Genomic DNA, 24,812 nt, shown 5'->3' on the forward strand with positions numbered 1-24,812 from the left:
CGTTTTTGGTTGGTCGCCTTTGGCGGTCAAGTCGGTTCTTACCTTGTGGTTTTGCTCAGAAAACTAGTCAGAAATGGCAGTTCTTTCTCAAGTAAATCATGTATTTGTGGTAAAACATAACAACAATTCAACAGTGATTCGCAACGCTTGGCGCTTTCACTTCGGGTTGAGTTAAGTGTTAACGGTGCAGTGGTTAAGTTCAGTGTCTGCGCTGCTCACACGTTAATTGGGCGTTATGTTTTTAAGAGGTAAATATGAATAATGTCAAGGAGTTACAAGGTCGATTGACAGTCTTAAACTCATTTTTTCGGTCGCATTCCTGTTTTCTAGCTCTTGAACATAAGTGCCAAGACTTAGATCAAGAGTTTGATGGCTTGTATCCATATACTCATATCCAGAATGTATTACTTTGTGATGCGGTAACAAGTTGGTGTAAATTGTTTGGCTCGTGGAAAGATGAGGGACATTGGAAAAAACTAATACCAGAGATACTCCACGAGAAGTTCATAGACTCCCTGCTCAAATCGACAAAATTAAGCCTCAGCGAATTTAACGAATATCGAGAGGGCATGGTATTGTTTCGTAATAAATGGGTAGTACACCATGATATTCATTGCAAACAAAAGCCTGTGCCATCTTTTGAAATTGCTCATAGTAGCGCATTGGCATTAAATATGTTCATTCGTGAAAATGTAGATGAACAAATTATCTATGACGGTCCAAAGTGTATGTCAGTGTTTGGGGAACAAGTTGCAGAAGCAATGTTATCCAAACTCGTTTAACCCAAAACATAACAAGCAATTTAAGAGGGATTCACAACGCTTGGCGCTCTCACTTCAAGTCAGTTTAGTGTTTATGGCACAATGCTTTAGGTTTGGGTAGAGGCGTTGTTCACCCCTTAATTGGGCGTTAGGTGAATACAGGGAATTATCGAATGGAATTAAAGTGTCACTGTGGAAACGTTAGCTTGGTATTGAGTTCGCTGCCCAAAGAGGTTGGCGAGTGTAACTGTTCTATTTGTCGTCGTTATGCTCCGGCTTGGGCATACTTTTCTCCAGAGCAAGTTCAAATCAACATGAATGAGAAAACAGTCTTCTATTGTTGGGGTGACAAAGAAGTAGAATTTCATCGTTGCAACTCATGTGGTTGTTTAACGCACTACATAACCACACAGAAATGTTCCGAAGATATCTTGGCTGTAAATATGAGAATGGCCGAAAATGAAGTGCTTTCGAGTATTCCTGTTCGTAAGATCAATGGTGCGTCGTACTAATCACCTAACAATAAATTTAAGAGTGATTCACAACGCTCGGCGCCGTCACTTCAAGCAAGTTTAGTGTTTATGGCACAATGGTTTAGGTAAGGTGGTAGCGTTGTTCACACCTTAATTTGGCGTTATATGCAATCGTCTAAATCAGCCCTAGGAATAGCTCGAAGGTCGGCTTGAACTCATCAGTTTATCTAAATGCTCCTGGGCGCGCTTTGGGTTTTCTATGTCGGCAAGCTCTATCATTTCACATTCATCCCTAACCATTTCATTGATAAGGCTAGGGTAGTGGCGACAATCCTCTGGTCGGTCGAGGTAAATGCTGCACGTGTATTTGTCCTTTTCTTCTGGCCTAGCTTTCGGTGCGAGCTGCAAAAATGGACAGTGGTTTAACTGTTCTCTTGTTTTGGGGTCGAACCAGATTTTTCCATCTTTAACATACTCAAAGATATCTGGGTTAAACAACTCCCACAGGTCTATCTCTTCCTTTGTCGCCGCTAAATCACCATTTCCATATTTGATACAGCATTTTCCGCATTGGTTGCAGTCTTTCATGGTGGTTACTTTGAGTTTTTAGGTGTTGATTGAGTTTACCATTAATAGCCAGAACAGCTCAGCGTTTAGGGTAGGAGTTTGCATATAACAAAAAATTTAAGGGTGATTCACAACGCTTGGCGCTCTCACTTCAGTTTGGTTTTGTGTTTATGGCACAATGGTTTAAGTAAGGTGGTAGCGTTGTTCACACCTTAATTTGGCGTTAGTTTACCAATCAGGCTCCGCACCCTAACTGTGATTGTTAGGGTGTGAATATTATTTCAAATGATTCTGAGGCAGTTGCGATTGACCAAGAACGGCAACGATCAGAATAAAGCCGTCTTCTTTGGTAAAGTAGGCAGTGTGCTTGCCAACAGGGAAGTAGAAGCCGCTTGGGTACAATTCATCACAGCTTCTACCAACTGCTGGATTGTCAGCAAGCATTTGAAAAGCAGTAAGTAGGTTGTCTCTGTAGCTATTCCATTGTAATTCGGAAAAGTTTGTAACGGTGTAGCTTTTAATTTTACGCAAATGGCTTTGCGCCAATTTACTTAGCTTATATTTATTTGTTCGCATACGTTAGGCTACAGGCTCTTCAAGAATGTTTCGCCATCAACTGCATTACCTTGTGCTAGGTCGACTTTTGCAGCCTCAAAGCAATGTTTAATGTAATCAGCTTTCATTGCTTCAAGTTCTTCGTAGTCTTGAATGGACATAACAACGACCGCATCTTTGCTGTTTTTACTAATTTTAACAGGCTCTCGTTGAGCGCTTAGAAGTAGTTCGCCAAAATTACGTTTAGCGTCATTTGCTGTTAATGTATGCATTTTAAAGCTCCAAACTTGGGTTACCAGTAAGAGTATAATTGTTTGTACGAAATGTTCAATTTAATTAAATCGTGCGATTTGTGCGAAAGTTAAACTAACAAGCAATTTAAGAGGGATTCACAACGCTTGGCACTTTTGCTTCTACTTCAAAATTAGTGTTTATGGCACAATGCTTTAGATTAGGGTGGAGGCGTTGTTCACCCCTTAATTGGGCGTTAGTTGCTAGGCGGGAAAATAACTTTTGGGAGATAATCAAATTGGTTCAAACATACGGTTCTGAAGAAACCAAAGCGTTCTGCTGTAATTGCAAAAAGGTGACGCTTCATAAGTATGAAAGCTTCTCTAAATCTGATGAATCCACGGAAACAGAAGTTAAAGGTTTCTTTTCTGGTTTATTCGCGGCAATAGCTAGTGCGCTAATGGAAGGTGAGCCTACAGGTGATTACAAGTGCAAAGTCTGCGGTACAAACTTACATACGCCAGACTACCTGGATTAAGGTTGGTAGTACTTAGCAAGCGGTAAGTTTCACAACTAACAATAAATTTAAGCAGATTCGCAACGCTCGGCACTTTCGGTTTGAATCAGCTTTAGTGTTTACGGCACAATGGTTTAGGTAAGGCGGCAGCGTTGCTCACTACTTAATTTGGCGTTATGTGCAACTCATAATTTAAAAATAGGAAGATAAAAAATTGAAAGAAGAAATTTTTGACTTAATGTGGAGGGCAAATATTGATAAGTCTAAGCATGAAGTATACTACCAAATTGTTGATAGGTGCCTTAAGTCAATAAAGACTATCGGTGATGAGTTCACCGCTAAGTTAAAAGGTGATGCAAACTTTCAAGTTATTATAAAAACAGAAGATGTAATTTCGCCTGATGCAGGCACAGTTTTTGGCACAAACCTAATAAATTTTCAAGTCAATCTTATCTTAGAGTACATTAAGTTCTACGAAGAATTCTACTCTATCAGCGTTATATCATCCTTGCAGGATGATCAGAGGGTTCGTCGGATTATTTTGGCAATTACAGTGGCATTTTTGCATGAGTTGACTCATATCATTCGAGGCCATAATTCAACAACGGTTGATGTCTCGAAACCTGACAACCTTGCAGTAAGAGCTTCAGAAACGGATGCGGATTTTCTTGCAGGTTTACAGTTATATAAATGGTTTATAGGACCAGCTGTTGGCGATAGCTTGATGAATAACATTAATTTAACTCAAGAAGCTATAAGACCGCCAATCTTTTTTAAAGACGCAGGTTGCGCAATGACTTTGCTGACATTGTTCTTCTTCGAAAAGATAAAATCAAAAAACAATGACTACCACAGTCCAAACCTGAGAAACATAATGCTTATGTCAGGTTTTATGTGTGGTGTGGATAATGAATATTACATGTTCATTAATTTCTTCAAATCTGGATATGAGGAAATTATTAAATGGGCTAAAGACCATAACGTTGACGGAGCATATGACGAATTTTTAGCAATTTGCCCTTCTGAGTATAGCCAGTTAGAGCAAGTAACAATAAAGGAACTTAAGCAACAAAGAGTTCTTACTGATTATAACAGTGAAGTTTGGAAAGTGCTCTTTTCACATGCGACAAGAGCTTAGCGGTGGTCTGAAGTAAGCACATAACAATCTGTTTAAGAGTGATTCGCAACGCGTGGCATTTTTACTATGCGTTGGTTTTAGTGTTTAAGGTGGCATGCGGCAGCATCGGTATTGCGTTGCTCACACCTTAACAGGGCGTTATGTGCTTTCTCGAAAATTTGAAAACTAGTGTAGCATTGGCGTTTTGAAAGAAGTGGAAATCAGCATGTCTAAATCAGTTCAGCAGCAAATCGGCAACGTCGCACTAGTCGTTGAAAGCTACGATGATGCTATAGAGTTTTATACTCAAAAACTTCAATTTACACTCGTCGAAGACACTGACTTAGGTGGCGGAAAGCGCTGGGTTCAGGTTTCTCCTCCGAACTCAAATGGTACAAATCTGCTTTTAGCTCAAGCAAGCACAGAAGAACAGAGTCTTGCTGTCGGTAACCAAACTGGTGGTCGTGTGTTCTTGTTTCTACAGACTAACGACTTCTGGAGAGACTACGAGTTAATGAAAGCAAGTGGTGTTGTATTTAATGAAGAGCCACGAGTAGAAGAGTACGGCACAGTAGCGGTGTTCCAAGATCTATATGGAAATAAGTGGGACTTACTGCAACTAAATAGCGCAACCAAGTAGTACGCACATAACAAGCAATTTAAGAGGGATTCACAACGCTTGGCACTTTTGCTTCTACTTCAGTTTTAGTGTTTATGGCACAATGCTTTAGGTTTGGGTGAAGGCGTTGTTCACCCCTTAATTGGGCGTTAGCTTTAAATTATGCACATTTTCCGTATAATTCTTTGAAATTTAAGTAAATGGCTCAATGTATGTCTACCGTAACAACCAACATAAAAAAAGAGATGCAACAACCAATTAATTTGGTCGCAAGCATCGTGACTATTATCAACTTCATTTGGAGTATTCAAGCATTTAATTCACATGATGGAGTTCCAACAGCAGCAATACCAGCCGGTAGTGTAGCAGTTGGTTTTATTCTCGCCTGCTTACTAGAAGCGTTGTTAGCTACCGCTTTTGGTTACGCAATAGTATACGTAAATAGTAAAGGAAATGGACTACCATATTTGTTAGCAATTGTGCTCATGCTTATTTCTGCTTGGACTTCACTTTTTAACGCACAATGGCTAGTACTAGGGCAAGCTCCAACAACTGGTGCACAAGGTTTTGGGCTGTTTGCTATGGGGGTCTTTTTTGCTGGTTTTGCTTGTTACTTAATTGGTGACCACGTTAATAAATTCAAGTTAAAGCTCTCCTCAGTTAATGACTTTGTCAAATCACTAAACTCAGATGGTGGCTTATATGTTTGGCAAGCACTATCGTTTCTATTGATGTTTGGTTTCATAATTGGCCAATCGGACTTCAATTAACTAAAGCTAACAATAAATTTAAGCAGATTCGCAACGCTTGGCATTCTCGGTTTGAATTTGCTTTAGTGATTACGGCACAATGTTTTAGGTCAGGTGGTGGCGTTGCTCACTACTTAATTTGGCGTTATGTTTACTTGTATTTCAAAGGCTTAAAGGTCTTAGGCTCTAGTTCTGTGTCCCTCTGGCAATTCAGCATTGCTTTGCGCTTTGGTAGGAAAGAAAGGGCACTTGTTTGAACTTAGTCGGGTTGCCTCATTGGGCAGGGAAGTGGAATTACTCGTTTATGGTTGGTCGCCTTTGGTGGTCAAGTTGGTTCTTACCTTGTGGTTTAGTTCAGAAAACTAGTCAGAAATAGTGGTTCTTTCTCAAGTAAATCATGCGTTTGTGGTAAAACATAACAAACAATTCAACAGTGATTCGCAACGCTTGGCGCTTTCACTTCAGGTTGAGTCTAGTGTTTACGGCGCAGTGTTCAAGTTCAGTGTCTGCGCTGCTCACACGTTAATTGGGCGTTATGTGCCCGATATACACCTAGACCTAAAAATATAAAATGGAGAATAATTTGTGAACAGTAAGTATTACCCGCCATTATATGGTAATAAAGAGTTCCATTGTCCTAGTTGTAATGTGTTCGCTAGGCAAGGTTGGGCTCATTTACAGACCCTAACGGAATTTAGTTGGAGAAGTGTCGTTGATCGTATGCCTAACTTCAAAGAGCAGTTGTCTTCTGATTGGGTCGTATCTAAATGTTCCCACTGTCAAGATCATATTATTTGGCATAAGCAAAAGATGATTTTTCCAAAATCAATTCCTGTCCAACATCCTAATCCTGACCTTGATCAGGAGATCATTGAGGATTATTTGGAAGCAGCTAATGTTTTTAACGACTCTCCACGAGCTGCGGCTGCACTGCTTCGCTTAGCACTTCAAAAGTTATGTAAACAACTGGGCGAGAAAGGTGACAACATAAATCAAGACATCAAAAATCTTGTTAAAAAAGGGCTTAACCCGTTAGTTCAAAAGTCATTAGACTCTCTACGTATTACGGGTAACAACGCTGTTCACCCCGGTGAAATTAACTTGGATGATGAGCCTCAAAGAGTACTCAAGTTGTTTGATCTTTTAAACTTTATAGCGACTAAAATGATCACTGAACCTAAAGAAATTGAAAGCTTCTATGATGATTTGCCTGATCCTGCAAAAGAGTCAATTGAAAAAAGAGACAATAAGGTTACTCAATAAAGGCACATAACAAGCAATTTAAGAGGGATTCACAACGCTTGGCACTTTTGCTTCTACTTCAGTTTTAGTGTTTATGGCACAATGCTTTAGGTTTGGGTGGAGGCGTTGTTCACCCCTTAATTGGGCGTTAGGCGCTTTCTCGAAAATTTTAGGATTCAGAATGAATATTTGGTTTATTCGTATGGACAAAGATGGTTGGAAGGACCTCGATCTTAATGAAAACTCGCCATACATTTACAGTGCTCACGGCAGTTGTGGTGATTTAGAAGTTGCGACAAAACATAAGCATTTAATTTTCCCTGAGCTTAGCCTCAGTGGGAAAGACTTAGCGAAATTAGTTCGAGAAATTAAGTTATCACTTGTAGACGCCGGAAAAATCAAACTCGAAGATTCAGGCAAGCGTCGCTGTGACTTAGCTATTCGTTATTGGTTATCTATAATGCAGGCGGGTGATCTTGTATTTGTAAGAACCAAACAGAGCAAGGTAATCTTGTGTCGTGTTACTGGATATATTTCTGAAGACTTTTTTATGCAGAAAGGCTGTTTTAAACGACCTGTACATATTTTAGGTGAAATAACGGAGAACATGCTGCCAAGTGGTATCTGGACCCGAACGTTTGGGCGAAAAACAATCGAACGAAATGCAAAGAAGGTTATTTCTAGTTGGGTTGAAAGCAATATTGAAGCTTTGAGCATGAGTATCTAATACCACGCGCCTAACAATAAATTTAAGAGTGATTCACAACGCTTGGCGCTCTCACTTCAAGCAAGTTTAGTGTTTATGGCACAATGAGTTAGGTAAGGTGTAAGCGTTGTTCACACCTTAATTTGGCGTTATACGCAAGAAGCTTCGAATTAAGCTTCTTGGCGTAATTTAGATTAGAAAACTGTTGTTCTGCCAGGAATTACTCCATGATTAACCCATAAATAGTCAACAATTTTGTTGTTGCTGTTCTCTATGATGTATTTGCTTCTGATTTCTCTAAGCTTATGAGTATCTGTATCTTTTCCCCATAGATCTTGTTTATGGTGCTCTCGGCAAGACACGAGTTCCAATGTTTCTTTAGATCTCCCTTTTAGCAGAGCTTCACCAGCTAGAATTAGCTCAATAACAGGTACTCTAAGGGTTTCATTACTGTATGTGTCTTCAGATTTACTTTGAAAATCAGTATAAGTTTTATGCTGTTTAAATATCTTTAGCATTGCCGTTTCAAACTCACCTGCTTGAGTTTTACCTAGCTCTACAGATGTGACAATTTTAAAGTCCTCGACACCACCTAACTTGTGGGAGTTTAGATTTTTAATTCTTGACTTAATATTTTTGGTAATACCAATTTTTATGATGTCAGCTTCTTTTGAGCTAGCAATATAGAATGTTGTTGCTTCGTGGTAGTTTTGACTCCACATGTCTGTGGTCATAACTCAAATCTCGTACTGGTGCTAAATTTTTGCGGGATGCTACCCCAAACTTGGCTTAAAAATAATGATCTTCGTCATGATAGCTGTAGGCGTAGATTTTGGTCTTCGAATGGATATAAGTTTATGTTATATAGGTAATAATCATAAACAGTTGCGCAACAATGCGTATAACAAGCAATTTAAGAGGGATTCACAACGCTTGGCATTTTTGCTTCTACTTCAAATTTAGTGTTTATGGCACAATGTTTTAGGTTGGGTGGAGGCGTTGTTCACCCCTTAATTGGGCGTTATGTGTCCGAGTACCCCACGTTTAGTAGACACTTTACTAAGTTAGATCTAGGGTCTAATTGAGAGGTGATTTATGGCTAAACATCGTAATCCAGCGTACACCGAAGAGTTCCGTAAAGAAGCAGTTCGCTTGGCCAGTCTTCCTGGCCGAACAGCAGTCTCCGTTGCCAAGGAGCTGGGCATCAGTGCCCAACAGATCCGGAACTGGAAGCGCCAGTTCACACGCCTATCTGATAAACAGTTTAACACCTTAGACGGTATCGATTACTCGAAGAAAGAGTCCGAAGAGCTTCGAGCGCTAAGGCGCGAGAACAAGCGACTCAAAGATGAAATGGAATTCCTAAAAAAGGTCTCGGCGTACTTCGCGAAGCAGCAAGAGTGAAGTACGAGTTCATTGAAAACTATGTCGGTGAGTATTCCATTAGCTTAATGTGCCGCACCTTAGAAGTGAGTCGGGGCGGCTATTATAAGTGGTGCCATCATACGCCGAGTGAGCGTTCAAAGCGGCGAGAGCGCTTTGAACAGCTCGTCATGTGTACCTTTGCCCAATATCGGGCACGCTACGGTTCAGTGCGAATAGCAGAAGAGCTAAACGAAGCAGGCTATGCCTGCTGCGTGAATTATGTGGCTGATATCATGAGGGAAAAAGGTATCAGGGCACGTAATGGTAAAGGGTTTAAATACAGCAAGGATGTGGCTGCTATGACGAATGTTGCCGACAATTTACTGCGAAGAGACTTTGAGTCTGAGACGCCAAATCAGAAGTGGGTTACGGACATCACGTATATCTGGGTGAAGAGCCGTTGGCTCTTCTTGGCGACAGTGATGGACCTGCATTCAAGGCGCATCGTGGGTTGGTCGCTAGGGACAACTATGACCGTCGAGCTCATCACCAATGCGCTAAAAATGGCGTTTGAGTCACGTAAGCCGCCTAAGGGCGTCATTATCCACTCAGACCGTGGTGTACAATACAGAGCATATAAATATCAAGACTTCATGCGCAAGCATGGAGGTGTACCGAGCATGAGTCGACAGGGCAACTGTTGGGATAATGCTGTGATGGAGTCGTTCTACAGTCGACTGAAAGTCGAACTGATATACGCAGAAGACTACCAAACTCTCGAAGAAACCCGAATGGGCATCTTCGAATACATCGAGGTATTTTACAATCGCAGAAGAAGACACTCAGCGTTGGGGCATGTCAGCCCAGTTGAGTACGAAAGTATGTAGTTATGTACTGTCTACTTTTTGTGGGGTACACCAGTGTCAACGCATTCATTTTATAGTGTCGCGCAAGTTATTATTGAGGTGTATATGATTGATCCGACAGAGTGGATTTGTAATAAAGAAAACACTTATGCAAGTCTAAGCCCTGAAGAAAAAAAAGCGATAGGTGAGTTTTTTCTGATCTGGAGCTACTTCGAATCTCAAGTGTTAAACTGTAATGCTAATAGAACGAGTTTTTCAAATTTAGCGAATAATTTGCAAAATTCTGAAAAAATATCAGAGATTGGTTTAAATGAACTCGTTACCTATTTTAAGGAACGCTACCTGTCAGGTGGAAGCTTCAATGACAGGTATGATGCATTAGAGTTGGAAAAAAGTAGAAACCCACCTGAAGTGGATGCGATGTTGTTAGAGGATTCTACGGATCAAGTTACTAAACTCGTTGGGTGTCTGTTCGTGGTTTATCGCTTTAGAAATAACTTGTTCCACGGTCCTAAATGGCGCTATAAACTTTCTGAACAAGAAAGCAATATGACTAAAGCTTGTCAGTTCATGATTAAAATTATAGACAACACATAACAAGCAATTTAAGAGGGATTCACAACGCTTGGCGTTTTCGCTTCGCTCAAGTATAGCCAAGCGTCGCTCACACCTTAATGCGGCGTTATGTACCTCCAACAATTAGACGCTAGTGGATATTACAGATTGGATTTATAACGTGGGATAATTGAGAGATGGCTTATGGCTTCATTGCAAGGAATATTAAACTTGGATGTTTCTTATCCAGGTATTCACATTAAAGTTGAGCTGATAGTACTTAAAGAATACCTGACACACATGGAGTCTGGTGTTGCTGCATCTTGCAGTAGTTACGTTACATCGGAGGAAAAGAGCTTCAGTGGTCTTGAGCACGATGAATACTCTCATGTTTACCGAATTGCCGAAGACGAGATCCCGCGTATTATTCGCATGCCAATGTTGGTTAGTATCTATACGTTATTTGAGAATTCAGTAACGCAGCTACTTGAGTATACGAGGAAAAAAGAAGAAAAAACGTCAAAGTTGAAAGATGTTACAGCTAAATCATTGCCTTCAAAGTGCAATAAATATATTGAGCAGGTTTTGGGCTTCGACTTCGCATTTGATCAAAAGACTATGAATGCGCTATCAGAAATTACGAAACTAAGAAATTGCGTTGCCCATGCTAATGGAAACTTAAGCTCCCTTGAGGCAAGCAAAGCGAGTGCAATTAAGAAAGTAGCATCGAAAGAAAAGTTAATTTTCATCACATCGGATCAACTAGACATATCATATGAATACCTGCGGAAAAGTTTGGGTATGGTCGAGTCCTCTTTAAGAGAGTTAATGGAATACATCGAAGAGAAGTATGGTTTTTATTAGGAACATAACAATAAATTTAAGAGTGATTCACAACGCTTGGCGCTTTCACTTCAAGCTAGTTTAGTGTTTATGGCACAATGGTTTAGGTGAGGTGGTTAGCGTTGTTCACACCTTAATTTGGCGTTAAGCGTACAGATCGGAACCGATGTCTAAAGGAAACTATGAAAATAACAACATTAGTGGATAACAGTCGGCTGGACGATAGGCAAGATTTGGCTGTTGAGCGTGGGTTATCATTACATATTGAAACTGAATCATTGAATATACTGTTTGATATGGGTGGAGGTAATACGTTTTGTCAAAACGCCCCTCTACTAGGCGTTAATATCGAACGTGTTGATATTGCGGTTATATCGCATCGGCACCATGATCACTGTAATGGTGCTGTAGGTTTTGTTTCTCACAATTCTAAAGCCAATGTATTTTTGAAAGATTGTGAAGAAAAAAACTATTATTTTAGGGCTTATGGTTTCAAAAATGATGTTGGTATCAATACAGACTTATTAAAAGGCAGCAATGGTCGCCTAGTATTCGTTAGCCAAACGACTGAAATTGCACCGAATGTATTTGCTATTACTGATATAAGTACCAAACACGAAAAGCCAAAAGGAAACCGATATCTATATACGCGATCTCAAAATGGATGGGAGTCCGATACATTCGACCATGAATTACTACTAGTGATAAAAGAGCGCGATGGTTTAGTTATATTTACTGGTTGTGCTCATAGTGGAGTTCTTAATATGGTTGACACTGCTGTTAGCTATTTTCCGGGTGAAAGAATTAAAGCAGTCGTTGGGGGCTTTCACCTTGTTGGGTTGCCATTATTCGATAGTATCGGTGGGACTAAGCAAGACATCAAAGACCTTGGTCTCGCGTTGTTACAATACCCCATTGATAAACTGTATACAGGGCATTGTACAGGTAAGAAGGCTTATGGTCTGCTAAAAGAAGTACTCGGAGAACGTTTAGAGGCAATCCCCACGGGAAGCTGTATTAATGTATAGCGAAAAGTACGCTTAACAATAAATTTAAGAGTGATTCACAACGCTTGGCGCTTTCACTTCAAGCCAGTTTAGTGTTTATGGCACAATGATTTAAGTAAGGTGTCTGCGTTGTTCACACCTTAATTTGGCGTTATACAAATGGAGGAACTATGAGTTCAAAGTTCAAAGAGTTTATACGGCTCAAACGAGGGAATAAAAAGCTCATTTTACAGGTTTGTACAGTTGAATGGGATGGACCTCATGAACCAAGAGCTAAATGGGTAACTGCTAAGACTTTGGATTCTAGTATTGAGCTCAAAGATTTGGACTATGAGATAGAAACTTTATTATCAAATCCTAAATTCATTGGCTTTTGCAGTAAGTGTAATGACTATTTTCCACAGGGGACAATGCATTCAGATAGTTACTGTCAGGGGTGTGCTGAAAGGTATTTAGGTATTGTTCACTAGGAAAAATTTGTATAACAAGCAATTTAAGAGGGATTCACAACGCTTGGCATTTTTGCTTCTACTTCAATTTTAGTGTTTATGGCACAATGTTTTAGGTTGGGTGGAAGCGTTGTTCACCCCTTAATTGGGCGTTATGTTTACTTGAAATTCAAAGGCTTAAAGTTCTTAGGCTCTAGTTCTTAGCCCCTTTAGCAATTCGCCCCTAGTAGACTCAGCAAATCCGCATTGTCGGTCTAAGCTCTTGAATCTCTCAGCCCGTAAAACATGCCAATGTTCGCGGGTTGCTTCATTGTCAGGTCGTGGCGGTTGGCTTCTGGTTTAACTGGCTCAAAGTCGCTTTTAGGTTCTTAGCCAATTAGCATTTCATCTTGGCAGTTGTCTCGGCAATTTGCCATTGTTTTGCGCTTTGGTTGGAAAGATAGGGCGCTTGTTGAAAGACAGTCGGGTTGCCTCATTGGGAAGGGAAGTGGAATTACACGCTTTAGGCTGGTCGCCTTTGGTGGTCAAGTTGGTTCTTGCCTTGTGGTTTAGCTCAGGAAAATAGTCAGAAATAGCAGTTCTTTCTCAATTAAATCATGTGTTTGTGGTAAAACATAACAAACAATTCAACAGTGATTCGCAACGCTTGGCGCTTTCACTTCAGGTTGAGTTTAGTGTTTACGGCGCAGTGCTTTAGCTCAGTGGCAGCGTTGCTCACACGTTAATTGGGCGTTACACGGCTAAGGTGGTTCAATGGAAAATTATCACGAATCTTTTAAAAAATATGAGTCTGCGCTTTTAGAGTGTACAAAGCTGTCTCAAGAGTGCGCTGGAATACCATCACCAACCAGTTCTCATTTTTATGCTTCGCTGTTGTTTACGAAGTTGTGTAATTGCGCTCACTCCATAGGTCACTTGGCTCCAAAACCCGACCAGATAGGTAAGGATGCCCACTGGGATTACAGTTCTGTTGCATCTTTAACTAGAGATCTAATTGAGTGTTATCTTACTTTTTATTATCTGTGTATTGATAAATGCTCAAGTGAAGAATGGAATGCTCGGTGGCAATTGATGAATCTACACGACCATCTGTCAAGGGTTAAAATGTTCAATGCGTTAGACATGGACTACGAGGAAAAGGAAGAAGCTAAGTGCGTAAAAAATGAAGTCATAGAAAATTTAAAATCAAACAAATGGTTTCGTAAATTATCTGATAAACAACAAGCACATTTTTTAAAAGGTAAAAATGCCTTTTTCAAAAGTCAGGATGAAATTCTGACTGCTAGTGGTGGTGACGTCTCCGACTTCAGGTTTAAATACATATTTGCATCTAACCATACCCATACTTTTCCAATGGGGTTTTATAGAATGGCGGATGGTAATAGAGGTCGTGGTGTCGAATCACAAGTAGAGATTCAATACACAGGACTTTGTCTTGAGTGGGTTTCGGAATATTTGCTCAAAGCAAAAGAACAATTCGACGATAAATTTGAAAACTTGGAATAGTGTAATCCACCGTGTAACAAAGCATTTAAGAGTGATTCGCAACGCTTGGCATTTTCGCTTCGCTCAAGTATAGCCAAGCGTCGCTCACACCTTAATGCGGCGTTAGGTTACCGGCGTCAAAATGCTCTCAACGAATTTACAAAGTTATAATCTTGCCAATTTGATAAAGGCGGGGATAGCCTTATAGGTATCTGCTACTCTTTGCATAGGAGGGCTCAGCCCTGAACAATAGATTGCGGCGTAGCTAGGAGCATGATTATGCCTATAAGTAATAGACAAAAACAACTTGTACAGAACAGTTTCTCTAAGGTTGAACCTATAGCTGAACAAGCTGCGGAGATTTTTTATCAAACCTTATTCGAGTTTGACCCGTCTTTAAAGCCGCTGTTTAAAAGCGGTATGAAAGAGCAAGGAAGAAAACTAATGGCAATACTGAAAGTCGCGGTTAATGAGCTAGACAACCTTGATACATTAGTTCCAGAGTTACAGAAATTAGCGGAAAGGCATGTGGCTTATGGTGTGCAAGCAAAAGACTATACACCAGTAGGTAATGCTTTGCTTCATACACTCAAAGTGGGTTTAGGGGATTCTTGGACACCTGAATTACGTCAAGCTTGGGTGGATACATTCCGAACTATAGCGACAGTTATGAAGAAGCAGGCCTATGAAAGTTAGCTTTTTATAATGAGAAAGTAGCTTGTAATCAATAACCTAACAAGCAATTTAAGAGGGATTCACAACGCTTGGCACTTTTGCTTCTACTTCAAATTTAGTGTTTACGGTACAATGCGTTAGGTTGGGTGGTGGCGTTGTTCACCCCTTAATTGGGCGTTATGTGCTTTCGGAGAAAACAATGAAAAAGAGTCTAATCATAGCCTTAGCTAGTCTTTCGTTTGGTGCCCTTGCTGACGAGAAGGCCATTGATTGCGATGCTGCGTTTACAACAATCCAGATAAGTCGGTGTGCTGCTATTGAGCTTGATGCAGCGAAAACTGAGCTAGAGAAGTATCTTAAGGCTAGCTTTGAACACAACTCGTTTGACTCAGAGTTAGTCGAAGCGATGAAGCTAGCTCAAACGGACTGGCAGACCTATATGTCCTCACATTGTGACTCGGTATATACGCAATGGCGTGATGGAACTATTCGTGGGGTTATGGCGATATCTTGTAAAACTAAGCTAACGAAGCAAAGAACGCATGAACTGTGGGAAAACTTCTTAACTTATATGGACAGCACACCACCAGTTTTACCGGAACCAAGTTTGTAGTAGAACTTCAACCACGCACATAACAATAAATTTAAGCAGATTCGCAACGCTTGGCACTTTTGGTTTGTATCAGCTTTAGTGTTTACGGCACAATACTTTAGGTAGGTGGCAGCGTTGCTCACTACTTAATTTGGCGTTATGTTTCCGAGTACCCCACGTTTAGTAGACACTTTACTAAGTTAGATCTAGGGTCTAATTGAGAGGTGATTTATGGCTAAACATCGTAATCCAGCGTACACCGAAGAGTTCCGTAAAGAAGCAGTGCGTCTGGCCAGTCTTCCTGGCCGAACAGCAGTCTCCGTTGCCAAGGAGCTGGGCATCAGTGCCCAGCAGATCCGGAACTGGAAGCGCCAGTTCACACGCCTATCTGATAAACAGTTTAACACCTTAGACGGTGTCGATTACTCGAAGAAAGAGTCCGAAGAGCTTCGAGCGCTAAGGCGCGAGAACAAGCGACTCAAAGATGAAATGGAATTCCTAAAAAAGGTCTCGGCGTACTTCGCGAAGCAGCAAGAGTGAAGTACGAGTTCATCGAAAGCTATGTCGGTGAGTATTCCATTAGCTTAATGTGCCGTACGTTAGAGGTGAGTCGAGGCGGTTACTATAAGTGGTGTCATCAAACGCCGAGTGAGCGTTCAAAGCGGCGAAAGCGCTTTGAACAGCTCGTCATGTGTACCTTTGCCCAATATCGGGCACGTTACGGTTCAGTGCGAATAGCCGAAGAGCTAAACGAAGCAGGCCATGCCTGCTGCGTGAATTATGTGGCTGATATCATGAAGGAAAAAGGTATCAAGGCACGTAATGGTAAAGGGTTTAAATACAGTAAGGATGTGGCTGCGATGACGAATGTTGCTGACAATTTACTGCGACGAGACTTTGAGTCTGAGACGCCAAATCAGAAGTGGGTTACGGATATCACGTATATCTGGGTGAAGAGCCGCAGGCTTTTTTTAGCGACAGTGATGGACTTGCATTCAAGGCGCATCGTGGGTTGGTCGCTAGGGACAACGATGACCGTCGAGCTCATCACCAATGCCCTAAAAATGGCGTTTGAGTCACGTAAGCCACCTAAGGGCGTCATTATCCACTCAGACCGTGGTGTACAATACAGAGCATATAAATATCAAGACTTCATGCGCAAGCATGGAGGTGTACCGAGCATGAGTCGACAGGGTAACTGTTGGGATAATGCGGTGATGGAGTCGTTCTACAGTCGACTGAAAGTCGAACTGATATACGCAGAAGACTACCAAACTCTCGAAGAAGCCCGAATGGGCATCTTCGAATACATCGAGGTATTTTACAATCGCAGAAGAAGACACTCAGCGTTGGGGCATGTCAGCCCAGCTGAGTACGAAAGTATGTAGTTATGTACTGTCTACTTTTTGTGGGGTACACCAGTTTAACTGAAATTCAAAGGCTTAAAGGTCTTAGGCTCTGGTTCTTTGTCCCTTAGGCAATTCGTTCCTAGTAGACCCAGCAAATCCGCATTGCCGACCTAATTTCTTGAATCTCTCAGGTCGTAAAACATGCCAATGTTAGTGGGTTGCTTCATTGTCAGGTCGTGGCGGTCGGTTTCAGGTTTAACTGGCTCAAAGGCGCTTTTAGGTTCTTAGTCAATTAGCATTTCAGCTTGGCAGTTGCCTCGGCAATTTGCCATTGTTTTGCGCTTTGGTTGGAAAGAAAGGGCGCTTGTTGTTACTTGGTCGGGCTGCCTCATTGAACAGGGAAGTGGAATTACTTGTTTTGGGTTGGTCGCTTTTGGCTGCCAAGTTGGTTCTTAGCTTGTGGTTTAGCTCAGAAAACTAGTTGAAAATGGCAGTTCTTTCTCAATTTAATCATGTGTTTGTGGTAAAACATAACAAACAATTCAACAGTGATTCGCAACGCTTGGCGCTCTCACTTCGGGTTGAATTTAGTGTTTACGGTGCAGTGTTTAAGTTCAGTGTCTGCGCTGCTCACACGTTAATTGGGTGTTAGCAGTTTAAATTGAATCAGGTAGTTAATGAAAACACAGTTAATGTTAGTACTGCTTTCGGTAGGTATTTGTTGGCAAGTTCATGCGGATGAAATTCGCTTACCTAAATGCCAGATTGAGGATGTAGTAGAAACCCCAATCACTTTTTTTGTTTCAGAGTCAGTAACAAAGCGTTATGACACATTTGTTATTGAAGGGCATATTCAGCGATGGCTGAATTTTTCAAATCAAGCGCTAAAAAATTCGTGTGTTCCGATGCTCAGAACATTGGATAAAATTGTCTATACGTCGGAAATACTTGGTGAGGAAAGCGAAGAGTTTGAGGTTGTACATAGTTTCTTAGAGTACTATTACCCAGAAGAAATCGAGCGTCTGAATAGTGATAAAGCCAATCTTTATGGATTGGTTTTCAAAAAAGATATTTCCCAGTTCACAACTGAATGGTGCGGTGAGACTATGTCTTCAGTCTACCCTCAATTTTTCACTATTGGGTTAACGTGCGATGACAGCGTTTTAGAGCATGAACTTGGTCATTTAGCATGGGCTAACCATGATATGGAGACACTATCAGATCAAACTGATGGAATGCCATTTGATCTATCAAATCAAGTCCCTCTAAGTGTTCATAGCAAATACGAGAAACATTCATATGGCTATATGTGTGGGGGTAAAGGAACGATCATGGCTTATGCAGATGAGACTCACCCGTTCTATTCATCTCCAGATATCAGTTACGGGGATATTGTTTGTGGAAACGCTTATTACGCTGACAATGCACGAGTTTTGCGCGAGCACGCTTTGAGTCTTAGAGGTAAATAAACAGCTAACAATAAATTTAAGAGTGATTCACACCTTAATTTGGCGTTATATGTAAAGGGAGTTTCAATGAAGGGTTTTATCAAAGGGATTTTAGTTTATCTTGTTGTGATTTCGTTAGTTCTACTAATTTCTCGCAACTATTTTGATTACTTATCCACAATAGCCTTGGTTGACTACTTAGCATATAGCGGAGTTTTGCTGGTTGTATTGGCAGCTATTACATTTGATGGTAACAATCCAGCTAACCAAGACTTTTTGTCGTTAATGGTTCATCGTGAACTTGTGTCCCGAACCAATGACTTTCAAGACGAAAGTAATAAAGTAAGTTTTGCGGTTAATGTTGGATTGATAGGTATATTCTTACTTATTGCTAGTGGTTTAATAGTATGGTTCGGTGGTGATCAAAACACTTAGTATCAAGTTTGAAGTGCGACATTTTCTACAGATGCGCATGAATATACTCCGTTGGTGTTTTATACCCAAGTCTTTTGCGTGGGCGCGTATTTAAATTGTGTGCAATTTCATTGCAGATCTTCTGTGTCACATGTGACATGGAAGTTCGTTTTGGTAAGTATTGTCGTATCAAGCCATTAGTGTTCTCATTAGTGCCTCGTTCCCATGAGTGGTATGGATTTGCAAAGTAAAATAGACAGTGATGATGTTTTTCTAGTTGTACATAACCATGAAATTCAGTGCCGTTATCCGCATTTATCGTCTTAAAAGGTAAGTCAGAGCGGGTCATGATTTTGCTCATTCTTACGTTGAGCGACTCGTTTGTTCTATCGTCCATTTGCCCAATAAAAGTGTAGCCAGTCATTCTGTCGACCAAAGTGACGATACAGTGCTTGGTTCCGCGGCCAACGACGGTATCAATTTCCCAATGACCAGGCTCTTTTCGATGCTCAGCTTTTTCAGGTCTTTCGGTAATATGACGCTTTGCTGCCAGCCGACCTCGGCTGTCTTTTGAGTTATACCTTTTACGTCTTTTCTTGGTGGATTGGCGTAGGTGTTTCCATAGGGTTCCGCCGAGAATTTTGTTGTTCCAGATATGCTGATAAATGAGCTCGTGGCTCATTGTTGGATAGCCTCTTACTCTTAGGTATCCAACGATTTGAACAGGGCTCCAATCCAGTCGTAGCAAGGCTTCAGGTAACCTGAAGTCGATATCGCTATAGCGCTTATTTCTGCGCGAGCGGCTTAGCCGGTTACGAGCCATTTGTTGGGCTCTCCGCGCCTGATAGGAGTACCTTTCAACCTCAGTGAGGTGTGTATATTTCATGTTTTTACTTCTTGGCGGGAGCAAACTTCATGATTATCGCATCTCACTGTTTTTATGTTCAGAGGTGTCGCACATCGTACTTGAATCCAAGCATCGTAATCTAGCGTAACTCCATTCATCAATGCTCACATGTGCCGCCCGATGACTTTGCACCATTTGATTAGAAGGTGATAATTCTTCCATGGCTAAGTACTAATCACTTCCTCTCGCCACATCGTGTCATTTTTTAGCATCGAATTTAAGGTGACTACCATTTTACGTACACATGCTACGATTGCGACTTTCTTTGGCTTGCCAGCATCGACGAGTCGCGTGTAAAACGCTTTAAAAACTGGGTTGCATTGCATAGCAGACATCATAGCCATATAGAGAACAGTCCTGACTTGTGTTCTTCCGCCTTGAACTACCCGCCTTTTTCTGCAACTGCCGCTTTCCTTGGCGATGGGCGCGACTCCTACGAGTGAAGCCGCCTGCTTGTTGGTAATGTAACCGAGCTCCGGAAGGTTGCTGATGAGTGATGCTGCAGCGATATCTCCAATCCCCGGGCAGCTTTTCAAAATCATACTTTTACTACGATATTCTTGGCATTGTTCAATGAGTAAGACGAGCTTCTTTTCGATCTTGGTGATTTGATGATTGAGCGCTGTCATCATCGGCTTTATGGTTGAATGCAACGATTTCGGTAAGATTTGAAGGCGATTTTTCTCCATTGTTCGCATAGAAAGTAACTGATTGCGACGTGTGATTAGGTCACTCATTAGACGTAGGCTTTTGGGTTTAATCGAGGTTAGGGCGGGTTGGATGACTTCACCGTAATAAGCAATCAGCTCAGCATCGAATTTATCGCTTTTCACACGTCGACCAATGGCACCAGCAAATCTTTTGATATGGAGAGGGTTGGCTCTCACAATGGGTAGTTTTGCTTCAGCGCAGGCGAGTATAAAAGGCATCTCTAAGCGGCCCGTCGCTTCAATAACGATGCGATTTGGTCTGTGGAGTTTTATGATCTTAAGTGCCTGTCGGATACCTTTTTCTGTATTCTCGACTGAGAAAAACAGTTTTAAAGGCCGAATATGAATATCTAATTGTAATTTTCCGGTATCTACACCGACGGTAATGGTTTGATTCATAACTAGCGAACTCTTTGTTGTGCCCGTACTCCAGCGACTATTCAGGAGTGTGTTGTAAGTCTACGTAGCGTTCATGCTTGTTATCGGTCTCTCAACTGAGGAGCCAGAGTTCAATCGAACTGCTACATAGAAGGCTTTAGTGGCAGCTAAAGCCCTGAAATGACACTACCTTAAATAGCGCGCTGAGTTAGGAACAAGTGTTACGAATTCGGAATAAAACGTCTATTTCTCGAAGTGAGAAAACCTCAATATCATGTGGATGATTCTGGTAGACTTCGTGCTTAAGCTTATGTATTGCAGGAACGTAGAAAAATGAGCCAAGAGCAACCCCAAAACCCACTACACGGTTTGACCTTAGAAAAAATCCTTGTGCGATTACAAGAGCATTACGGATGGGAAGGCTTAGATGCAGAAATACAAATCAATTGTTTCTATAATAATCCATCAATTAAGTCCTCTCTAAAGTTCTTACGACGAACTCAGTGGGCAAGAGATAAGGTCGAAGCCTTGTATATTGAGACTTTTTGTAAGTAGACATATCGCTACATTTGCGAGAAATATGCCTGAGTGACCACGGAGGGCTGTCAGGTGAAATTGCTACAGCTTCCCAATCGACAAATTCTAAGTCTGAATTATTTAGACTCCGCCAAAACTGGAGTCTTGCTCTCACTCGTCGCTGTTCAGATGTTCTAGTCTATAGCCAACAGACAATGTAAAGGAGTTGGTTATGAATACAGAGCGTCATGGCATTACCGTCGGTATTGAGCGTATAAACTCTCAATCTATTCTCGTCTTTAAAGTGACCGGAAAGCTTACCCATAGCGATTATCAAGCTATTACTCCAGTTCTCGACTCAACACTTCAAGCTGTAAATGCTGAACATATTAAGATGCTTGTTGATATCACCGAGTTTTCAGGCTGGGAGCTACGCGCAGCGTGGGATGATTTTGAACTGGGCTTAAAGCTCGGTTTCAAACTAGAGAAAGTTGCGATCTATGGTGACAAAAATTGGCAAGAGTTGGCGTCAAAAGTTGGCGGGTGGTTTATCTCTGGAGATATGCGTTCATTTGGTGACTATCAGTCTGCAATTGAGTGGCTAACCGATTAGCGCTTGAGGTGCTTACTATTTGAAATGTCGATTTCTCTTGATTGTATGATTGTTCTGGTTTATAAAATGTTTTTCAAGCTTAACTCTATGATTATATTAGTTTTTACTAGCCTTTAATAACATGGAGAAAGGCGATGAGAAGTAACATTGATGGCAAAAGGCTAGTGGACCGAATTCGTAAGTATTACAAGGCGGACGACTTTCAAGTGAGCGATGACGGCTTGTCCGTTGGCAAAGACTTCTATGGTTTGAACAAAATAAAACGTGTAGAGGTGCGTCAGTTAGGCTGGAGAGAAAATGCAGTGAATATTGTTTCACTCGCTTTGGTTCTTTCAGCGGCGACTTGGGCGTTTGTTCCACAATTCGGACTCATTGCGTTGGCTCTTACCTTCGTTATCGGTTTTTCTTGCTGGCGGAAGTATGAGCTAAGAGCGGAGTTTATAGGTACGGATGAAACCGGAGACCATTGGGTAGCAATCGCTCGAGGCTGTACGAAAGAAGAGTATAGCGTCTTTAAAGAGGTTGAGCGTACCATGCGCAATCAGGTGTAGTAGAAAGCTCGTCATTTTATATGGCGGGCTTTTTGTTGTTCTGGGATAAATTATCGTTCAACTTGTCTAAAGGTGGAGAGTTTTGCGATTTACTTAAGGAGTCGCTCAGATCGGCTACCTAGAATAGAGACGGATTGTGCGTTTGAGGCTCGGTCAAAATGCACATTGACTCGAACACCCGCTTTTTCAAATATGACGTCGTCAAAGTCGGTCATGGCTATCTTGAAACCTTTACTCGCGAATAAGCTGGTGACCTGAGTTCGTTGGCCAATTTCTAACGCTGATGAAAGCAACTTGTCCATAATCATCTCCTCCTTAGTTAATCTGTTGCAGATAAAGCGTAGTATGAAAATGAATGCTTATACAACTTTAGTTGATTCTATATGCAATGAAACAGGCTCATATTACTCGCCTAAGGTGCAATTAGGCTTTACCATAGGGGTCAATAGTCACTGAATAAAGAGATAGTTATGTCGTTTCCTCCTTGTCCAAATTGTTCCTCTGAATATGTGTATCAAGATCAAAGTAACTTAGTGTGTCCTGAGTGTGCGTATGAATGGAACCCTGAGGAAATCGCTGCAGAGAAAAAAGCCAATGCAATCAAAGATGTGAATGGAGCGGTACTTGAGCAAGGTGATAAGGTTACGTTCATTAAAGATCTCAAAGTGAAAGGAAGTTCGGCGGTGCTAAAGATTGGCACCAAAGCGACCATTCGACGCATTGTTGAAGGCAAAGATCATCAACTTGATTGTAAATTGGATAAAGGCGGCGAGATGATGGTCACCGCGAAATATGTCAAAAAAGCTTAAACATATTCTATTATTCAAAGCCAATTCGATAGAGAAACGCCTCAATCACTTATGTGACTGAGGCGCTTTTATTGTTAGTGAGAGTTATAGGTAACGACTTGACAGGTGCTGCTTAAAGTAAGCTGAGTTCAGCGTTTCACCCGTTGCTTGTTTCACTAACTCATCGGTTGTTAGTAGGCTGCCTTTACTCCAGATATTGTCTGATAACCAAGTAAATATTGGGCTCAAGTCTCCGCTACGAATCGCACCATCAACATCGACGCTTTGCTTCATTGACGCCATAAATTGCGCCGCATACATAGCGCCTAAGGTATAAGAAGGGAAGTAGCCGAATGCGCCGTCTGTCCAGTGAATGTCCTGCATACAGCCGTTCTTGTAATTGCCTTGAGTTGATAAGCCAAGGTATTGCTGCATTTTGCTATCCCACAGCTCAGGGACATCAGTGTGCTTGATGTTACCATTGATAAGATCTCGTTCGATCTCATAACGTAAAATAACGTGAGCAGGGTAGGTGAGCTCATCAGCATCAACTCGGATAAAGTCTTTCTTCACTCGGGTATACAGTTTCTGGAAGTTATCTTGGGTGAACAGCGCTTTGTCATGTTGAGTAAAGTGTTTACCTGCAAGCTGAGCAAGATGCTCGATAAAGGCATCACTTCGGCCAACCTGCATCTCAAAAAACAGTGATTGCGATTCGTGAATACCCATTGAACGTGCTTCGCCCGAAGGCAGTCCAGCGAGTGCAGTAGGAAGGCCTTGTTCGTAACGAGCATGACCCGTTTCGTGGACAATGCCCATTAATGATTGAACAAACTCGTTCTCATCGTAACGAGTGGTGATCCTTACATCACTCGGTACACCGCCACAAAATGGGTGCACGCTTTCATCTAATCGACCGTGTTCGAAGTCAAATTGCAACAGCTTCATCACTTCTAAACCAAGCGCTTTCTGCTTGCTGGTCTCAAACGTACCTTGTGGCTCAATGAAGTGCTCACTTGATTGCTTTTCGATGACTTGATCAATCAGATCCGGTAGCCAGGTTTTTACATCGTTAAACAGTACGTCAAGAGACTCAGAGCTCGTGCCCGGCTCATAAATATCAAGCATGGCGTCGTAAGGGGTTAGGTTATTCGCCTCTGCTCTTATTTGCGCTTCTTCTTGAGATAGCTTAACCACTTCTGCCCAGTTCTTTTCGAACCCTTGCCAGTCGTTATCGCCGCGTTGGCTACGCCATGCATGTTCACATTTTGAACCGGCTAACGATTTCGCTTGCACCAAAGACTCAGGAAGTAAGTTTGCCTGCTGCCACTGACGCTTAAGCTCTCTTAGCGTTGCACTGTCTTGAGTGTTGAGAGTGTCTTGTTCAGCTTGAGCAAACCAATCAGCAAGCTGTGGCTGTGTATGAAGAGAGTGGATATGAACCGATAGCTCAGCAACCGCGTTGCTGCGAGCCTCATTACCGCCAGAGGGCATCACAGCTGCTTGATCCCAACCGACGATTGCAGCTAGGTGTTCAAAGTGAGATATTTTCTGAGAATGGGCTACTAATTTGTTGAATGCGCTCATAAATCGCCTTCCGTGACTGGATAAAAAACAAAGTCTACCAACCTAAAGCGGGTAGACCAAGTTATTAGATCTTGTTTTATCCAATGTTGCTGAGTTGCAAGTCTGTTTCTTGTATTATTGCTAAATCGGGGCAAGACGGTTCAATATCGACATAGTTCGCCCTTTAGCCACTGTCAT

At 41.5% G+C, this 24,812-nt stretch carries 32 protein-coding genes and 1 pseudogene; 25 read left to right on the top strand and 8 right to left on the bottom strand.

The window, feature by feature from the left end; genetic code table 11:
• The first annotated feature begins 254 nt into the window (after nt 1-254).
• Both VIA_RS14345 and VIA_RS14350 read left to right on the top strand, forming a co-directional pair.
• On the top strand, nt 255-782 hold the full coding sequence (locus tag VIA_RS14345) for a hypothetical protein (RefSeq protein WP_004418223.1): 528 nt from the start codon (nt 255-257) through the stop codon (nt 780-782).
• A gap of 152 nt (nt 783-934) precedes the next feature.
• The gene (locus VIA_RS14350; RefSeq protein ID WP_004417642.1) at nt 935-1,273 is read left to right on the top strand and encodes a GFA family protein; all 339 of its coding nucleotides are present in this window, start codon (nt 935-937) and stop codon (nt 1,271-1,273) included.
• Nucleotides 1,274-1,420: 147 nt separating this feature from the next.
• Here VIA_RS14350 and VIA_RS14355 read toward each other — a convergent pair whose 3' ends face one another.
• From VIA_RS14355 to VIA_RS14365, 3 genes are all read right to left on the bottom strand, one after another.
• Nucleotides 1,421-1,822 (bottom strand): YkgJ family cysteine cluster protein, encoded by a 402-nt coding sequence (locus VIA_RS14355; protein WP_004418224.1) that lies wholly within the window; start codon nt 1,820-1,822, stop codon nt 1,421-1,423.
• Between the two features lie 255 nt (nt 1,823-2,077).
• Nucleotides 2,078-2,377, bottom strand: a complete 300-nt coding sequence (locus VIA_RS14360) for a type II toxin-antitoxin system RelE/ParE family toxin (RefSeq protein ID WP_004418225.1) — start codon at nt 2,375-2,377, stop codon at nt 2,078-2,080.
• An 8-nt stretch (nt 2,378-2,385) separates the two neighbouring features.
• Complete coding sequence (locus VIA_RS14365; RefSeq protein WP_004413730.1) at nt 2,386-2,628, bottom strand: type II toxin-antitoxin system Phd/YefM family antitoxin; 243 nt, start codon at nt 2,626-2,628, stop codon at nt 2,386-2,388.
• Nucleotides 2,629-2,885: 257 nt separating this feature from the next.
• Between VIA_RS14365 and VIA_RS14370 the strand changes: the two genes are divergently transcribed.
• From VIA_RS14370 to VIA_RS14395, 6 genes are all read left to right on the top strand, one after another.
• On the top strand, nt 2,886-3,125 hold the full coding sequence (locus tag VIA_RS14370) for a hypothetical protein (RefSeq protein ID WP_004413731.1): 240 nt from the start codon (nt 2,886-2,888) through the stop codon (nt 3,123-3,125).
• Between the two features lie 193 nt (nt 3,126-3,318).
• Nucleotides 3,319-4,242: a hypothetical protein gene (locus VIA_RS14375; protein ID WP_004413733.1), complete on the top strand. Its 924-nt coding sequence runs from the start codon at nt 3,319-3,321 to the stop codon at nt 4,240-4,242.
• A 205-nt stretch (nt 4,243-4,447) separates the two neighbouring features.
• Nucleotides 4,448-4,861, top strand: a complete 414-nt coding sequence (locus VIA_RS14380) for a VOC family protein (RefSeq protein ID WP_004413735.1) — start codon at nt 4,448-4,450, stop codon at nt 4,859-4,861.
• 191 nt (nt 4,862-5,052) lie between these two features.
• The gene (locus VIA_RS14385; RefSeq protein WP_004418226.1) at nt 5,053-5,610 is read left to right on the top strand and encodes a hypothetical protein; all 558 of its coding nucleotides are present in this window, start codon (nt 5,053-5,055) and stop codon (nt 5,608-5,610) included.
• 564 nt (nt 5,611-6,174) lie between these two features.
• Nucleotides 6,175-6,852 (top strand): DUF4145 domain-containing protein, encoded by a 678-nt coding sequence (locus tag VIA_RS14390; protein WP_004413741.1) that lies wholly within the window; start codon nt 6,175-6,177, stop codon nt 6,850-6,852.
• A gap of 160 nt (nt 6,853-7,012) precedes the next feature.
• Entirely contained in the window at nt 7,013-7,558 is a 546-nt protein-coding gene (locus VIA_RS14395; RefSeq protein WP_004413742.1) for a hypothetical protein, read from the top strand.
• Between the two features lie 173 nt (nt 7,559-7,731).
• Here VIA_RS14395 and VIA_RS14400 read toward each other — a convergent pair whose 3' ends face one another.
• Nucleotides 7,732-8,271 carry a GIY-YIG nuclease family protein gene (locus VIA_RS14400; protein ID WP_004418228.1) on the bottom strand — a complete coding sequence of 180 codons (540 nt, stop codon included), beginning with the start codon at nt 8,269-8,271 and terminating at the stop codon, nt 7,732-7,734.
• 361 nt (nt 8,272-8,632) lie between these two features.
• Between VIA_RS14400 and VIA_RS14405 the strand changes: the two genes are divergently transcribed.
• The 13 genes from VIA_RS14405 (at nt 8,633) to VIA_RS14465 (ending at nt 18,606) form a co-directional block, all read left to right on the top strand.
• A complete protein-coding gene (locus VIA_RS14405; protein WP_004413658.1) occupies nt 8,633-8,941 on the top strand; it encodes a transposase in 309 nt (102 codons plus the stop codon).
• The gene (locus VIA_RS14410) at nt 8,938-9,789 is read left to right on the top strand and encodes an IS3 family transposase (RefSeq protein ID WP_004413659.1); all 852 of its coding nucleotides are present in this window, start codon (nt 8,938-8,940) and stop codon (nt 9,787-9,789) included. The genes VIA_RS14405 and VIA_RS14410 overlap by 4 nt, the downstream gene beginning before the upstream one ends.
• Before the next feature lie 84 nt (nt 9,790-9,873).
• Nucleotides 9,874-10,365 carry a hypothetical protein gene (locus VIA_RS14415; RefSeq protein ID WP_038210877.1) on the top strand — a complete coding sequence of 164 codons (492 nt, stop codon included), beginning with the start codon at nt 9,874-9,876 and terminating at the stop codon, nt 10,363-10,365.
• 162 nt (nt 10,366-10,527) lie between these two features.
• The gene (locus VIA_RS14420; protein ID WP_235801276.1) at nt 10,528-11,187 is read left to right on the top strand and encodes a hypothetical protein; all 660 of its coding nucleotides are present in this window, start codon (nt 10,528-10,530) and stop codon (nt 11,185-11,187) included.
• A 161-nt stretch (nt 11,188-11,348) separates the two neighbouring features.
• Complete coding sequence (locus VIA_RS14425; protein WP_004413748.1) at nt 11,349-12,194, top strand: MBL fold metallo-hydrolase; 846 nt, start codon at nt 11,349-11,351, stop codon at nt 12,192-12,194.
• A 149-nt stretch (nt 12,195-12,343) separates the two neighbouring features.
• Nucleotides 12,344-12,643, top strand: a complete 300-nt coding sequence (locus tag VIA_RS14430; RefSeq protein WP_004416453.1) for a hypothetical protein — start codon at nt 12,344-12,346, stop codon at nt 12,641-12,643.
• A 732-nt stretch (nt 12,644-13,375) separates the two neighbouring features.
• Nucleotides 13,376-14,128, top strand: a complete 753-nt coding sequence (locus VIA_RS14435) for a DUF5677 domain-containing protein (RefSeq protein ID WP_004413752.1) — start codon at nt 13,376-13,378, stop codon at nt 14,126-14,128.
• A 258-nt stretch (nt 14,129-14,386) separates the two neighbouring features.
• Complete coding sequence (locus tag VIA_RS14440) at nt 14,387-14,803, top strand: globin family protein (RefSeq protein ID WP_004416451.1); 417 nt, start codon at nt 14,387-14,389, stop codon at nt 14,801-14,803.
• Between the two features lie 178 nt (nt 14,804-14,981).
• Complete coding sequence (locus VIA_RS14445; RefSeq protein ID WP_004413753.1) at nt 14,982-15,395, top strand: lysozyme inhibitor LprI family protein; 414 nt, start codon at nt 14,982-14,984, stop codon at nt 15,393-15,395.
• A 210-nt stretch (nt 15,396-15,605) separates the two neighbouring features.
• Nucleotides 15,606-15,914, top strand: coding sequence for a transposase (locus tag VIA_RS14450; protein ID WP_004413754.1), 309 nt, complete (start codon nt 15,606-15,608; stop codon nt 15,912-15,914).
• The gene (locus VIA_RS14455) at nt 15,911-16,762 is read left to right on the top strand and encodes an IS3 family transposase (protein WP_004413755.1); all 852 of its coding nucleotides are present in this window, start codon (nt 15,911-15,913) and stop codon (nt 16,760-16,762) included. The genes VIA_RS14450 and VIA_RS14455 overlap by 4 nt, the downstream gene beginning before the upstream one ends.
• 638 nt (nt 16,763-17,400) lie before the next feature.
• Nucleotides 17,401-18,192, top strand: coding sequence for a zinc metalloprotease (locus tag VIA_RS14460; RefSeq protein ID WP_004413756.1), 792 nt, complete (start codon nt 17,401-17,403; stop codon nt 18,190-18,192).
• A 66-nt stretch (nt 18,193-18,258) separates the two neighbouring features.
• A complete protein-coding gene (locus tag VIA_RS14465) occupies nt 18,259-18,606 on the top strand; it encodes a hypothetical protein (protein ID WP_004416447.1) in 348 nt (115 codons plus the stop codon).
• A gap of 25 nt (nt 18,607-18,631) precedes the next feature.
• Here the strand turns inward: VIA_RS14465 and VIA_RS14470 are convergent.
• Nucleotides 18,632-19,444: pseudogene (locus VIA_RS14470) on the bottom strand (IS30 family transposase); the annotation flags it as partial.
• Between the two features lie 212 nt (nt 19,445-19,656).
• Entirely contained in the window at nt 19,657-20,601 is a 945-nt protein-coding gene (locus tag VIA_RS14475; protein ID WP_004413760.1) for an IS110 family RNA-guided transposase, read from the bottom strand.
• Between the two features lie 312 nt (nt 20,602-20,913).
• Between VIA_RS14475 and VIA_RS14480 the strand changes: the two genes are divergently transcribed.
• The 3 genes from VIA_RS14480 to VIA_RS14490 all read left to right on the top strand — a co-directional run bounded on the left by VIA_RS14480 (nt 20,914) and on the right by VIA_RS14490 (nt 22,260).
• Entirely contained in the window at nt 20,914-21,135 is a 222-nt protein-coding gene (locus VIA_RS14480; RefSeq protein WP_004416446.1) for a VF530 family protein, read from the top strand.
• Nucleotides 21,136-21,328: 193 nt separating this feature from the next.
• Nucleotides 21,329-21,709: a SpoIIAA family protein gene (locus VIA_RS14485; protein WP_004413762.1), complete on the top strand. Its 381-nt coding sequence runs from the start codon at nt 21,329-21,331 to the stop codon at nt 21,707-21,709.
• A gap of 134 nt (nt 21,710-21,843) precedes the next feature.
• Nucleotides 21,844-22,260 carry a DUF6232 family protein gene (locus VIA_RS14490; RefSeq protein WP_004413764.1) on the top strand — a complete coding sequence of 139 codons (417 nt, stop codon included), beginning with the start codon at nt 21,844-21,846 and terminating at the stop codon, nt 22,258-22,260.
• 89 nt (nt 22,261-22,349) lie between these two features.
• Here the strand turns inward: VIA_RS14490 and VIA_RS14495 are convergent, their stop codons facing one another.
• Nucleotides 22,350-22,562 (bottom strand): hypothetical protein, encoded by a 213-nt coding sequence (locus VIA_RS14495; RefSeq protein WP_004413766.1) that lies wholly within the window; start codon nt 22,560-22,562, stop codon nt 22,350-22,352.
• Nucleotides 22,563-22,730: 168 nt separating this feature from the next.
• On the opposite strand from VIA_RS14495, the gene VIA_RS14500 reads away from it, so the two are divergent.
• Nucleotides 22,731-23,069 carry a zinc ribbon domain-containing protein YjdM gene (locus VIA_RS14500; protein ID WP_004416444.1) on the top strand — a complete coding sequence of 113 codons (339 nt, stop codon included), beginning with the start codon at nt 22,731-22,733 and terminating at the stop codon, nt 23,067-23,069.
• A gap of 84 nt (nt 23,070-23,153) precedes the next feature.
• On the opposite strand, the gene VIA_RS14505 is transcribed toward VIA_RS14500, so the two are convergent.
• Complete coding sequence (locus VIA_RS14505; protein ID WP_004413768.1) at nt 23,154-24,635, bottom strand: carboxypeptidase M32; 1,482 nt, start codon at nt 24,633-24,635, stop codon at nt 23,154-23,156.
• Nucleotides 24,636-24,812 lie beyond the last annotated feature (177 nt).

Origin of the sequence: Vibrio orientalis CIP 102891 = ATCC 33934 (assembly GCF_000176235.1) — a bacterium.
Taxonomy (GTDB): Bacteria; Pseudomonadota; Gammaproteobacteria; order Enterobacterales; family Vibrionaceae; genus Vibrio; species Vibrio orientalis.